This is a genomic window from Xanthomonas sacchari (assembly GCF_024266585.1).
In the GTDB taxonomy this organism is placed as follows: domain Bacteria; phylum Pseudomonadota; class Gammaproteobacteria; order Xanthomonadales; family Xanthomonadaceae; genus Xanthomonas_A; species Xanthomonas_A sacchari_C.
On the sequence record NZ_CP100647.1, the window covers coordinates 3157323 to 3171294 of the forward strand.

Below are 13972 nucleotides of genomic sequence, written 5' to 3' on the forward strand. Positions count from 1 at the left end.
CATGGACTTCATTGCATTGGACTACACCACGCTGCGCGTGATCTGGTGGCTGCTGTTGGGCATCCTGCTGATCGGCTTCGCGGTGATGGACGGATTCGACCTGGGCGTCGGCGCGCTGCTGCCGTTCGTGGCCAGGACCGACGCCGAACGCCGGCTGGTGGTCAACACCATCGGCCCGGTCTGGGAAGGCAACCAGGTCTGGTTGATCCTGGGCGGCGGCGCGATCTTCGCCGCCTTCCCGCCGCTGTACGCGGTCAGCTTCTCCGGCTTCTACCTGGCCATGTTCGTGATCCTGTTCGCGCTGATCCTGCGCCCGGTCGGGTTCAAGTTCCGCGGCAAGCTGCCCGGCCAGCGCTGGCGCAACGGCTGGGACTGGGCGCTGTTCGTCGGCGGCCTCATCCCCGCGCTGATCATGGGCGTGGCGGTGGGCAACGTGTTGCTGGGCGTGCCGTTCCACTTCGACGACACCCTGCGGGTGTTCTACACCGGCAGCTTCTTCGGCCTGCTGAAGCCGTTCGCCCTGCTCGCCGGCCTGCTCAGCGTGAGCATGCTGGTGGCGCACGGCGCGGCGATGCTGGTGCTGAAGACCGACGGCCCGGTGGCCGAGCGCGCGGCGCGCTACGGCAGCGTGGCCGCACTGGTCGCCTGTGCGCTGTTCGCCGGCGCCGGGGTGTGGGTGGCCGGCGGCCTGCCCGGCTACGCGGTCACCTCGCAAGTGGTCACCGACGGCGCCACCAACCCGCTGCTGAAGACCGCCGTGCTCGGCGAGGTCGGCGGCTGGATGCACAACTACCAGACCATGCCGCTGACCGCCCTGGCCCCGGCCGCCGGCCTGCTCGGCCTGCTGCTCAGCGCGGTGCTGCTGCGCAAGCGCCGCGGCGGCCTGGCCTTCCTCGCCTCCGCTGCGGCCATCGCCGGCATCATCCTGACCGTGGGCTTTGCGATCTTCCCGTTCCTGCTGCCGTCCTCCAGCCAGCCCGGTTCCAGCCTGACCGTGTGGGACGCCTCCAGCAGCCACCTGACCCTGTGGATCATGCTGCTGGCCACCGTGGTGTTCCTGCCGATCATCCTCGCCTACACCACCTGGGTGTACCGCGTGCTGAAGGGCAAGGTCACCGCCGCCTCCCTGGACGACAACCCCAACGCGTACTGACGCACCCGCAAGGAGAACGATCATGTGGTACTTCGCCTGGATTCTCGGTGTCGGCCTGGCCTCCACCGCCGCCATCCTCAACGGCATGTGGTTCGAGGCCCGCGAGCGCAACGCCGCCGACGCCGCCAACGCGACCGACTGAAATTTTTTTGCAAAGGCGCTTGCCGAATGCGGAAGACCTCCGTATCATGTGCGGCTCCTTCGGGGTGTAGCTCAGTCTGGTAGAGCGCTACGTTCGGGACGTAGAGGTCGCAGGTTCGAATCCTGTCTCCCCGACCAGTTTCAAGGTCACAAGAAGCCTGGAAAACCACAGTTTTCCGGGCTTTTTTGTGTCTGCAATCCGGGACCGGCCGCGCCGCACGGCCCCCGCCGCTCCGCGCCCGCCTCCATCCTCGAGGCAGCCGGGCCTTGCCCCCCGGGCCTGGCTTTTCGCCACAATGGCGACGGGGAACCGGCGCATCCATCACTCCCTCCTTCTTCGGCGACGACGCGTGCCGGAGGCGAGGCGGCGGGCATGTCCGTTTCGACGTTCACGACTCCGACAAACGGACACGCCACCATGAAACTGCCAGCGGCCCTCTGCCTCTCGTTGATCGCCTTCTACTGCGCACCCGCCGCCGCGGTGACCGAAACCGACAAGCTGGTGGACCGACTCGGCGTGCAGGGCGGCGGCACCGCCTACTTCAGCGTCAAGGACGCGTTTTCCGCCACCTGCAAGTTCGACATCATCTACTTCACCCTCAACGACGAGTTCGGCAAGGCCGCGTATGCGAGCCTGTTGGCCGCGCAGACCGCCGGCAAGAAGCGTTCGCGCTTCGACTACACGCAATCCGCCCCAGGCGAGACCTGCACCCTCTCGCTGGTCGAATCGCGCAGCTGAGCGGCGCCGACCGCGGTTGCGCTCAGCGCAACCGCGCCTTCAGCAGCGGCCGCAGCAGGTAGTTGAGCACGCTGCGCTTGCCGGTGAGGATGTCGACCTCGGCGACCATGCCGGGAATGATCGGCAGCGTGTCGCCGCCGCGGCGCAACTGGCTGCCGTCGGTGCGGATCAGCACCTGGTAGAACGACTCCTTGCCCTGCGCGGTCTGCTCCTCGATGGTGTCGGCGCTGATCTGCTCGACGGTGCCGTTCAACTCGCCGTAGATGGTGTAGTCGTAGGCGGTGATCTTGACCCGGGCCTGCATGCCCGGCACCAGGAACGCCACGTCGCGCGGCTTGATCCGCGCCTCCACCAGCAGCCGCTCCTCCACCGGGATGATCTCCATGATCGGCTCGCCCGGCGGGATCACCCCGCCGCGGGTATTGATCAGCACGGTGTTCACCCGCCCCCGCACCGGCGACAGGATCTCGGTGCGGCGCAACTGGTCGTGGCGCTGTTGCACGATCGGCTCCAGCGCGCTGAGATCGGCCTTGCGCTTGGCCAGTTCGGTGTAGGCCTCCTGGAAATAGCTGTTGCGCAGCTCGCCGAGGCGGCCGCGCAGGGTGGCGATGTCCTGGCTGAGCTTGAGCGCCTCGACCTGGCTGACCGCACCCTTGGCCACCAGCGGGCGCACGATGTTCAACTGATCCTGGGCCAGGGCGATCTGATGCTGGATCGCCTGGGTGCCTTCGGCCAGCTTGCCGCGCCGCGCGTCGAACAGGTCGCGCTCGGACTGCAGCAAGGCGCGCTCGCCGGCGATCTGCGGCGGGAAGGCGATGCTGTTCTTGCCCAGCACTTCCGCCTCCAGCCGCGCGATCGCCGCATGCAGCACCTGCGCCTGGTTGACCGACTCCTGGTAGTTGGTGAGGAAGTGGGTGCGCTCCAGCCGCACCAGCGGCTGCCCTGGCTTGACCAGTTCGCCCTCCTGCACCAGCAGCCGATCGAGGATGCCGCCCTCCAGGCTCTGGATCTTCTGGATGCGGCTGTACGGCACCACCCGGCCGTCGCCGCGGGTGACTTCGTCCAGCTCGGCCCAGGCCGCCCAGCCCAGAAACAACGCCACCGTCGCCAGCACCGTCCACAGCAGCGGCCGGTACCAGGGATGCGTGGACGCCAGCAGCGGATCGCCCAGCCGCCGCCGCACCGCCACCGCCGCGCGCTCAGCCATGGCCGCCCGCCACTGCCGTCGCCGGCACCTGCACCCGGTTGCCCTGCAGCACCTGCTCCACGGGCCCGTCGACCACGACCCGCCCCTGCCGCAGCACCACGGCGCGCTGCGCCACCTCCAGCATGCTGCGCTTGTGCGTGCTGACGATCAGCGTGCGCGCGCCCAGCCAGCGCTGCAGGTAGGCAATGAACACCTGTTCGCTGTGCTGATCGAAGGCCGCGGTGGGTTCGTCGAGCAGCACCACGCTGGGATCCTGCAGCAGCAGCCGCGCCAGTCCCAGCGCCTGGCGCTGTCCACCGGACAGGCTGGCGTTGCCCTGGATCGGCAGGTCCAGCCCGAACGGATGCGCGCGCACGAACATGCCCAGCCCGACTCCGTCCAGCGCTGCATACAGCTCGTCGTCACCGAGCGCGGCGCCGTGCAGGTTGAGGTTGTCGCGCAGGCTGCCATGGAACAGCGCCACGTCCTGCGGCAGGTAGCCGATGTTGCGCATGCGGTCGGCCGGGTCGATCTGCGCGATCGCCACATCGTCCAGCAACAGCCGCCCGGCGTGCGGATCCAGCAGGCCGGCCAGCACCCGCAGCAGCGTGGACTTGCCGGCGCCGTTGCCGCCCAGCAGCGCCACGCGCTCGCCGGCACCGATGCGCAGCGCCTGCACGTCCAGCACCGGCGGCTGCTCGCCGTAGCGCAGGCGCACCGCCTCCAGGCGGTAGTCGCCGCGCACGCGCAGCTTGTGCACGAAGCGCTTGCCCGGCGGCCGCTCCTGTTCGGCCCCCAGCAGCTGATCCAGGCCCTCCATGGCCACGCAGGTGTGCTGCCAGCGCCCCAGCACCGCCGCGGCCTGTCCCAGCGGCGCGATCGCGCGCGAGGCCAGCAGCGAGCAGGCCACCAACGCACCCACGCTCATCGCGCCCTGCTGGATGCGGTACACGCCGAACACCACCACCCCGACGTAAGCCAGTTGCTGCACCACCGATGCGGCGTAGCTGAGCGCGGTGGTCAGCGCGTAGGTCCTCATCGCCGAGGCGGACAACTGCGCGGTCAGCGCCTCCCACAGCCCCTGGCAGCGGCCTTCGCCGCGCGCGGCCTTGATCGACTCCAGATGCTCGAAGGCCTCCAGCAGCAGGCCGTTCTTCATCGCGCCTTCGCGCAGGTTCTGCCGCGACAGCTCGCCCAGCTGGCGCTGCGCCAGCAGCCCCGGCAGCACCATCAGCACGCAGGCGGCCAGCGGCACCCAGACCACATGGCCGCCGATCAGGGCGATGATGCCCAGGAAGATCGCCACGAACGGCAGGTCGCTGATCAGCGCCGCGCTGGAACTGGTGAAGAACTCGCGCACCGACTCGAACTCGCGGACCTGGGTGCTGAACGCGCCCATCGACGCCGGCTTGGCGGCCATGCGCATGGCCAGCACGCGCGAGAACAGCAGCGTGGACAGTTGCAGGTCCAGGCGCTTGCCCAATACCGCCAGCAACTGTCCGCGCAGGGTGCGCAGCACGCCTTCCATCACGATCGCCAGGACCACGCCGCTGGCCAGGATCCACAGCGTGTCGAAGGCGGCGTTGGGCACCACGCGGTCGTAGACCTGCATGGCGAACAGCGCGGTGGCGATGGCCAGCAGGTTGGCGACCATCGCCGCCAGCGCCACCTCCGCATAGGAGCGCCACAGCTTCTTCAGCGGCCCGTAGAACCAATGTTCCGACGCGCTGCCGGCGTAACCACCGATGCGCCCGTCGTCGCGGAAGCGCGGCTTGGCGAACACCGCCGAACCGCTGTACAGCGTCTCCAGCTCCGCCACCGGCAGCGCCTGCTCGCCACCGCCGGCATGCGGCAGCAGCAGCCGTGCCTGTCCCGCCTCGATCGCCTCCAGCAGCACCGTGCGCCCATCGTGCAACAACAGCAGCGCCGGCAGCAGGTAGCGGTCCATGCCGTCCAGCGGATAGGCCAGCACCTCGGCCGTGAGCTCGGCACGGCGCAGCGCGCGCGGCACCAGGTGCAGCGGCAGGCGTCCCTGCACCAGGGCGATGCCATCCACCAGTTCGGCATCGCTCAACGGCCGCCCCAGGCGCTGGCACAGCAACAGCAAGCCTTCGCGCAGCCCATCCGCGCCCGCGGCGCGCGGCGTCACCGCGGATGCCCCGATCCCCCCGTCACCCTGCATGCGTCGTCTCCCGAAACAGCGCGTGCAAGGCGCCGATCTGCGCCGCCGCGCGATAGCGCAGGCGCTTGCGTTCGATCCGCAGGCTGATCAATTGCCGCTCGGCCTCCAGGCGTTCGCGCTGCACGTTCAGCAGCTCGATCACCTCGCGCCGGCCCACGCCCATCTGCTCGCGGTACAGCTCGGCCACTTCCACCGCCTGCTGCGCCTGCCGCAGCAGCGCCTGTTCGCGCCCGCGCAAGGCCTCGCCGCTGTCGGCCAGGGTCTGCACCGTGCGCAGCACCTCGCGGCGCATCGCCTGCATGTTCCACTGCGCCGCTTCCAGGCGCTGGCGCGCGGCCTGCGGGCGCAGGAACGTGGACATGCCCTGGAACACGTCCATGCTCAGCCGCAACGAAATGGTCGAATCGTTCTGCAGACGCCCGCCGACGTCGCGGCGCAACGCGGCGGCCTCCAGATTGAGTTGCGGCTTCAATGCCGCGCGCGCCTCGCGCAGCTCCGCCTCGGCCGCGCGCACCTGTTCGCCGGCCTTGCGCAGCAACGGCGAGGCGTCCACCGCCTGCGCCAGCAACGGCGGCGCCAGTTGCGGCAATTCCAGCGTCTCCGGTTCGACCAGATCCTCGGCCTCGGCGCCGACCAGCAGCAGGAACTGGTTGCGCACCTCCTGCAGCGCGCCCTGCTCGGTCGCCAACTGGTCCTGGCCGCGGGCCAGTTCCAGCCGCGTGCGCTCCAGTTCGCTGCGGTCGGCGTAGCCGCCGCTGCGCGCCTCGCTGAGGTCGGCGATCACCTGCAGGCGCTGCAGGTGCGCCTGCACCGCCTGCAGCCGCTGCTGCGCCGCCAACACGTCCAGATACACCTCCACGATCTGCAACGCGGCGTCGTCGGCGGCCACCTCCACCGCCGCGTCCTGCCCGCGCTGCTGTGCACGCGCATTCGCCACCCGGCTCGACACGCGGCCCCAGTCGTACAGCATCTGCGAGAGGTTGACGTCATAGACCACCTCGCCCGGGTCCAGCGCCTTGGGTCCGGCGGCGACCGACAGCGCCGGGTAGTAGCCGCTGCGAGCGATGCGCACGTCGGTGGCCGCGCGCGCCGCGTCGGCCATCGCCGCGCGCAGCTGCGGCTCGATCGCCAATCCGCGCTGCACGGCCTGCGTCAGCGACATCGCGCAGGCGCACGCCGGCAGCGCCAGCCACAGCCCGACGGCCAGCGCCAGAGCGGACCGGCGCGTGCGCCGGTCCCCTGCCCCCTTCTTCGCCATCAGGCCGTCACCACCGCCAGGGTGTTGTCCTCCACCAGCAAGGTCGCGGTGCCGAAGCTGTAGACGTGATAGGTGATGCCGTCGATCGCCTGGGTGGTGCCGCTGTCCACCGCGCCGATCACGTTGAGCACATCCGCCCCGTCGCCGGTGAACTGCAGGGTGTCGTTGCTGTCGGTGATTGCCAGCACTTCCGCCGCGGTCAGGGTCAGCGTGCTGCCGGAATCGCCCTTGCCGAGGTCGACGCGCTCGATGTTGCTCAGGGTGCCGATGCCCGCCGCGTTGTAGTCCAGATCGATACCGTTGGCGAACAACAGCGTGTCGAAGCCGGCGCCACCGTCGATGCTGGCGAAGGTGTTGCCGGTGATCTGGATGGTGTCGTCGCCGTTGCCGGCAACGACCCGGTCGCCACTGCCGACGTTGAAGATCAGGTCGCTGCCGTCGCCGGCGAGGATGCGTTCGCTGCTGCCGTCGGCGCCGGACAGGATGTCGTTGACGGCGGTGCCGAACACGCTGATCTCGCCGATGCCCAGGCTGACGCCGCTGCTGGACAGGCTGATGCCGTAGCGGGCGCTGTCGTTGCCCTGCGTATCGGTGCCCACCACCTCGAACGACACCTGGGTTCCCAGGTTGAGCAGGCCCGAGGCGGTCAGCCCGAGCTGGTTCAGCACGCTGGAGCTGAGCAGGTTCAGGGCGAAGTCGCCATTGGCGTCGGCCTGGATCGGCGTGAGTTCGACATTGAGCGCCGGCGTGATGACCCGGATCGTCAGGCTCGCGTTCGGCTCGGCCTGCCCGCTGAAGCCGAACGTCGCCGGCAGCAGCGAGAAGTCCACGCCGAAGTCGCCGAGCGTCAGCGGCTGGGCGATGTTGGTCCCCACGCCCAGCGAGACGACCGGGCTGGGATTGCCGGCCGGGTCGGCACCGACCACCGAGACCTGCGCGTTCAGCAACTGCGCCCAGCTCAGGTCGATGTCCAGGCCGGTGAGCAGGTCCAGCGAGGCCAGGCCGCTGTTGTCGGCGGCGAGCGTGGCGGTGGCCTGCACGCCGCCGACGTTGACGTTGACCGTCAGCGCGACACCCGGCTCGCTGGAAATCGTCAGCAGGCTGCCGACCAGCGACAGCACCGGCGTCGCCGGCGCCACCGTGTCGATGGTGAAGCCGACCGAGGACGACAGCGGGCCGCCGTTGAGGTCGGCCGTGACCGTCGCCGCCCCTTGCGGCAAGGCCGCGCCGCCGCTGGGCGGCAGCACCGACAGCAGCACGTTGCCGGCGCTCAGGTCGGCGCTGGTCAGGGTGTGGCTGACGTCGACCTCGTAGCCGTTCTGGCCGGCGAAGTGCACGGTCACCACCTGCCCGACCAGCATGGCCGGCCGCAACTGCACCAGCACCTGGATGCCATCGCCGATCTCGGCGGCGTTGACCCAGGTATCGCCCGCCTCCGGCACGCTGAGCAGCGGCGGCGACAGGTCCGGCGCGGTGAGCAGCGCCGGCGGGCTGACATTGCCGGCGGCGTCCACCGCCACCACCGACAGCGCCTGACCGATCACCAGCGGCGGCGACAGCGGCAGGCTGAAGCTGCCGTTGCCGTCCACCTGGATCAGCAGCGGATTGGCGGTATCGCCGTTCACCACCACGCGCAGTTGCGCATTGGCCTCGGCGGTGCCGCTGAGCAGGCTGCCGTCCAGGCTGATCGACACCAACGGCGCCGCCGGCGCCAGCGCATCCACGGTCAACGTCGCCGGCGGGCTGGCATTGCCGGCCGCGTCGGTGGCGATGGCGCTGATCACGGTGCCGTCGGGGAGCGCCGCCCCCGGGGTGACGCTCCAGTTGCCCGACGCATCGGCCGTGGTCTGGCCGATCAGCGCGCCGTTACCGTCGGTGACGGTGATGGTTGCGCCGGCTTCGGCCGTGCCGACGATCGCCACGCCGTTGCTCGGCTGCAGGATCGGGGCGGCCGGTGCCAACGCGTCCACGGTCAACGTCGCCGGTGCGCTGGCATTGCCGGCGGCGTCGGTGGCGATGGCCGTCACCACGGTGCCATCGGGCAATGCGGCCCCCGGGGTGACGCTCCAGTTGCCGGATGCATCCGCGGTGGCCTGGCCGATCAGCGTGCCGTTGCCGTCGCTGACGGTGACGGTCGCCCCGGCCTCGGCGGTGCCGACGATCGCCACGCCATTGCTCGGCTGCAGGATCGGCGCCGCCGGCGCAAGCGCATCCACCGTCAGCGTCGCCGGTGCACTGGCATTGCCGGCCGCATCGGTGGCGATGGCGGTGATCACGGTGCCGTCGGGGAGCGCCGCCCCCGGGGTGACGCTCCAGTTGCCGGACGCATCCACGGTGGCCTGGCCGATCAGCGTGCCGGTGCCGTCGGTGACGGTGACAGTCGCCCCGGCTTCGGCCGTGCCGACAATCGCCACACCATTGCTCGGCTGCAGGATCGGAGCAGCCGGCGCAAGCGCATCCACGGTCAACGTCGCCGGTGCGCTGGCATTGCCGGCCGCATCGGTGGCGATGGCGCTGATCACGGTGCCGTCGGGCAAGGCGGCCCCCGGCGTGACGCTCCAGTTGCCGGACGCATCCGCGGTGACCTGGCCGATCAGCGTGCCGTTGCCGTCGGTGACGGTGACGGTCGCCCCGGCTTCCGCGGTACCGGCGATCGTGGCGCCGTTGCTCGGCTGCAGGATCGGAGTGGCTGGTGCCAATGCATCCACGGTCACCGTCGCCGGCGCACTGGCGTTGCCGGCGGCGTCGATGGCGATGGCGCTGACCACGGTGCCGTCGGGCAAGGCGGCCCCCGGCGTGACGCTCCAGTTGCCCGACGCATCGGCCGTGGCCTGGCCGATCAACGTGCCGTTGCCATCGGTGACGGTGATGGTCGCACCGGCCTCGGCCGTGCCGACGATCGTCACACCGTTGCTCGGCTGCAGGATCGGAGCGGACGGCGCCAACGCATCGACCGTGAGCGTCGCTGGCGCACTGGCATTGCCGGCCGCGTCGGTGGCGACGGCGTTGATCACCGTGCCATCCGGCAAGGCGGCCCCCGGCGTGACGCTCCAGTTGCCGGACGCATCGGCCGTGGTCTGGCCGATCAGCGCGCCCGCGCCATCGGTGACGGTGACGGTCGCCCCGGCCTCCGCCGTACCGACGATCGCGACGCCGTTGCTCGGCTGCAGGATCGGCGCGGACGGCGCCAACGCATCGACCGTGAGCGTCGCTGGCGCACTGGCATTGCCGGCCGCATCGGTGGCGATGGCCGTCACCACGGTGCCGTCGGGCAACGCGGCCCCCGGGGTAATGCTCCAGGTGCCGGACGCATCGACGGTGGTCTGGCCGATCAGGATGCCGTTGCCATCGGTGATGGTGACGGTCGCGCCGGCTTCGGCGGTACCGACGATCGCAGTACCGTTGCTCGGCTGCAGCACCGGCGCGGACGGCGCCAGCGCGTCGATGGTGAGTGTCGCTGGCGCACTGGCGTTGCCGGCGGCATCGCTGGCGATGGCCGTCACCACGGTGCCGTCAGGCAACGCGGCACCCGGGGTGATGTTCCAGTTGCCGGACGCATCGGCGGTGGCCTGGCCGATCAGCGTACCGTTGCCGTCGGTGACAGTGACGGTCGCACCAGCTTCGGCGCTACCGGCGATCGCGCTGCCATTGCTCGGCTGCAGGATCGGAGCGGCTGGTGCCGATGCATCCACGGTCAGCGTCGCCGGCGCGCTGACGTTGCCGGTCGCATCGGTGGCCACGGCGGTGATCACCGTGCCGTCGGGCAGTGCGCCCGCCGGGGTGACGCTCCAGTTGCCGGACGCATCCGCGGTGGTCTGGCCGATCAGCGCGCCGTTGGCGTCGGTGACGGTGACCGTCGCGCCAGCTTCGGCGCTGCCGACGATCGCCACGCCATTGCTCGGCTGCAGGATCGGCGCCGACGGCGCCAACGCATCGACCGTGAGCGTCGCCGGCGCACTGGCGTTGCCGGCGGCATCGCTGGCGATGGCCGTCACCACGGTGCCGTCGGGCAACGCGGCCCCCGGGGTGATGCTCCAGTTGCCGGCCGCATCCGCCGTGGTCTGGCCGATCAGGGCGCCCGCACCATCGGTGACGGTGACCGTCGCACCAGCCTCCGCCGTACCGACGATCGCGCTGCCATTGCTCGGCTGCAGCACCGGCGCCGACGGCGCCAGCGCATCGACGGTCGTCGTCGCCGGCGCGCTGGCGTTGCCTGCCGCATCGGTGGCGATGGCGCTGATCACGGTGCCATCGGGCAATGCCGCCCCCGGGCTGATGCTCCAGTTGCCCGACGCATCGGCGGTGGCCTGGCCGATCAGCGTGCCGTTGCCGTCGGTGACGGTGACGCTCGCCCCGGCTTCCGCGGTACCGGCGATCGTCACGCCATTGCTCGGCTGCAGGATCGGCGCCGCCGGCGCCACGGCATCGACCGTCGTCGTCGCCGGCGCGCTGACGTTGCCGGTCGCATCGGTGGCCACGGCGGTGATCACCGTGCCGTCGGGCAGTACCGCCCCCGGGGTGACGCTCCAGTTGCCGGACGCATCGGCTGTGGTCTGGCCGATCAGCGCGCCGTTGCCATCGGTGACGGTGACCGACGCGCCAGCTTCGGCGCTGCCGACGATCGCCACGCCATTGCTCGGCTGCAGCACCGGCGCCGCCGGCGCCACGGCATCGACGGTCAGCGTCGCCGGCACGCTGGCGTTGCCGGCCGCGTCCGTGGCCACCACGTTGATCAGCGTCCCGTCGGGCAGCGCGGCGCCGGGGGTGATGCTCCAGTTGCCGGACGCATCGACCGTGGCCTGACCGATCAGCGTGCCGTTGCCATCGGTGACGGTGACGGTCGCGCCGGCTTCGGCGCTGCCGACGATCGCAGTGCCGTTGCTCGGCTGCAGCACCGGGGTAGCCGGGGCCACGGCATCCACCGTGGTGGTCGCCGGCGCGCTGGCATTGCCGGCCGCGTCGGTGGCGATGGCGGTCAGCACGGTGCCGTCGGGCACTGGGGTGGCCGGGGTCAGACTCCAGGCGCCGGACGCATCGGCGGTGGCCTGGCCGATCAGCGTGCCGTTGCCGTCGCTAACGGTGACGGTCGCGCCGGCCTCGGCGCTGCCGGCGACGACGCTGCCGTTGCTCGGTTGCAGCAGCGGTGCCGCCGGCGCCACCGCATCCACGGTGGCGGTCGCCGGCGGACTGACCGTGCCTGCGGCATTGCTGGCGACCGCGGTGATCACCGTGCCGTCCGGCAGCGGCGTGGCCGGCGTGAAGCTCCAGTTGCCGGCGGCATCGACGACGGCCTGGCCGATCGGCGCGCCATTGCCATCGCTCAGGGTAATGCTGGCGCCCGCTTCGGAGGTGCCGGCGATCACACTGCCGTTGGTCGCCTGGATGATCGGCGCCGCCAGCAGATCGGGCGCCTGCACGCTGGTCGGAGGGCTGTTGTTGCCGGCCGGATCGGTCACCACCACGGTCAGCGTCTGCCCGTCGGTCAGTGGCGGCTGCAACGGCACGTTGAAGCTGCCATCGCCGCCCACCACGACGGTGACGTCAGGGACGCCGTCGCCATTCGTGTCGACGCCCACCGTCGCACCCGCCTCGGCGGTGCCGGTCAGGCTGCCACCGTCGGCCGAGACCTGCAGCTCGCCGGCCGCCGCCGGCGGCGTGGTATCGGGCGCGTTGACGCTGGCGCCGGGGCCGGTATTGCCGGCGGGATCGGTCACCACCACGGTCACGGTCTCGCCATTGGTCAGCGGCGGCTGCAACGGCACGCTGAAGCCGCCGTCGCTGCCGACCACGGCGGTCGCGTCCGGCACCCCATCGCCGTTGGTGTCCACGCCCACCGTCGCGCCCGCCTCGGCGGTGCCGGTCAGGCTGCTGCCGTCCGCCGCGACCTGCAGGTTGCCCGCCGCACCGGGCGGAGTGACGTCCGGCGCCTGCACCATTGCCGGCGGGCTGGCGACGCCCAGCGGACTGGTGACGACCACGGCCACCATCTCGCCATCGACCAGCGGCGTCGGCAGGGTCGCGACGAAGCTGCCGTCGCTGCCGGCCACGACGACCACTTCCATCTGCCCGTCGCCATCGGCATCGATGAGGACCGAGTGGCCGGCCTGCGCGATGCCGGTGAGTTGGGTGCCGTCGGTGGAGATCTGCAGATTGCTCGCCGCGGCCGGTACCGCCGGCTGCGGCTGCACGATCTCGTTGCGGTCGTCGTCGCTGCCCATGCTGGCCAACGCGCCCGCGCCGAGCGCGACGCCGCCCGCCATCAGCAACGGCGCAGCCAGCCCACCGGCCGCGCCCCCCACGCCGGCCGCGGTCAGGGACTCGAACCCGGCCTCGGTCCCCACCGGCGCATAGCTGGCCAGCAACGCGGTCCCTTCGCCGGCGCCGGCGAACTGCACCGCGAGCAGCTGCTCCTCCTGGGTCAGGAACAACTGGCTCGGCTCCGAGGCGGCATCGTAGAAATGGGCGATGCGCACCGTCTCGCCGTTCTTCATCCGCACCAGCAGATCGTCGCCGTCGCGGCTGTAGGCGGCGACGCTGTCGGGCGGCACGTCCAGCACGACCTGGCTGGCCTGGGTCAGCCGCACCACGCCGTCGGCCGGCAGCGGGACGGCAGGGGCGCGGGTGACGTCGGCGCTGTGCGGGACAACCTTGACCTGGATACTCATGGCGAACACTCCTTATCGCGAGATTGGGCGGAAGCCTGCGAACGCGAGCCAAGGGTGGGCGGCGAGCGATACGACGGGACGCCGTACCGGCCGATGCGCAGGCAACACGTCACCCGCGCGGCCCTGTTGGTCCACGACACGCATTGGATCGGTGATCGAGCAACGCAGCGCACGAACAGCCAGGCGCCACGTCGCGATGGACGTAGCGGCGGCTAGCGTCGGTATCGTTGCAAAGGGGAAATCGCAGGATGAAGCGGGCGGCGGCGCGGCGCTGCGGGGCGGGGCGAACGAGACGAACCGGCGGTGTCCAATGACATCACGGGCACTCCTGATAAAAGCCAGAGCAGTTCAGACAGCAAGACGGCAAAAACCCTGTGCAGGTGACGCTGCGCCGACATGCCTCGCCTGACATGCGAGGTGCCCAACCTCAGGTCCGGATCGATCGTGCCGCATATCCGCCAGCGAACTGGCGTTATGCGGTCCCCCCTTCCGTTTGCACGCGCCAATCATTGGCAACGGCGACACATGAAGGCAATAAACTGACACAAATTTGTCACATAACTGTGTTTCGCACCACGCAACAGCCACGCTTTTTTCACAAAGCCTGCTGCGAGTGTTTCAAGGGTCTTGCGCAAAACCACGGAAAAT

Annotated in this window: 7 protein-coding genes and 1 tRNA gene; 4 read left to right on the plus strand and 4 right to left on the minus strand. The window is 70.6% G+C overall.

The window, feature by feature from the left end; translation table 11 throughout:
* The first annotated feature begins 1 nt into the window (after position 1).
* From cydB to NKJ47_RS13200, 4 genes are all read left to right on the plus strand, one after another.
* Positions 2–1153 carry a cytochrome d ubiquinol oxidase subunit II gene (gene cydB, locus NKJ47_RS13185; protein WP_254458315.1) on the plus strand — a complete coding sequence of 384 codons (1152 nt, stop codon included), beginning with the start codon at positions 2–4 and terminating at the stop codon, positions 1151–1153.
* A gap of 22 nt (positions 1154–1175) precedes the next feature.
* Positions 1176–1295, plus strand: a complete 120-nt coding sequence (gene cydX / locus NKJ47_RS13190) for a cytochrome bd-I oxidase subunit CydX (protein ID WP_254458316.1) — start codon at positions 1176–1178, stop codon at positions 1293–1295.
* Positions 1296–1355: 60 nt separating this feature from the next.
* A tRNA-Pro gene (locus tag NKJ47_RS13195) sits at positions 1356–1432 on the plus strand.
* Between the two features lie 280 nt (positions 1433–1712).
* A complete protein-coding gene (locus NKJ47_RS13200) occupies positions 1713–2033 on the plus strand; it encodes a hypothetical protein (RefSeq protein WP_254458317.1) in 321 nt (106 codons plus the stop codon).
* A 22-nt stretch (positions 2034–2055) separates the two neighbouring features.
* Here the strand turns inward: NKJ47_RS13200 and NKJ47_RS13205 are convergent, their stop codons facing one another.
* The 4 genes from NKJ47_RS13205 to NKJ47_RS13220 are packed head-to-tail and all read right to left on the minus strand — an operon-like array spanning position 2056 to position 13324.
* Positions 2056–3240 (minus strand): HlyD family efflux transporter periplasmic adaptor subunit, encoded by a 1185-nt coding sequence (locus tag NKJ47_RS13205; protein ID WP_254458318.1) that lies wholly within the window; start codon positions 3238–3240, stop codon positions 2056–2058.
* On the minus strand, positions 3233–5401 hold the full coding sequence (locus NKJ47_RS13210) for a type I secretion system permease/ATPase (RefSeq protein ID WP_254458319.1): 2169 nt from the start codon (positions 5399–5401) through the stop codon (positions 3233–3235). Before NKJ47_RS13210 ends, NKJ47_RS13205 begins: the two co-directional genes overlap by 8 nt.
* On the minus strand, positions 5391–6659 hold the full coding sequence (locus tag NKJ47_RS13215; RefSeq protein WP_254458320.1) for a TolC family protein: 1269 nt from the start codon (positions 6657–6659) through the stop codon (positions 5391–5393). Before NKJ47_RS13215 ends, NKJ47_RS13210 begins: the two co-directional genes overlap by 11 nt.
* Entirely contained in the window at positions 6659–13324 is a 6666-nt protein-coding gene (locus NKJ47_RS13220; protein WP_254458321.1) for an Ig-like domain-containing protein, read from the minus strand. Before NKJ47_RS13220 ends, NKJ47_RS13215 begins: the two co-directional genes overlap by 1 nt.
* Positions 13325–13972 lie beyond the last annotated feature (648 nt).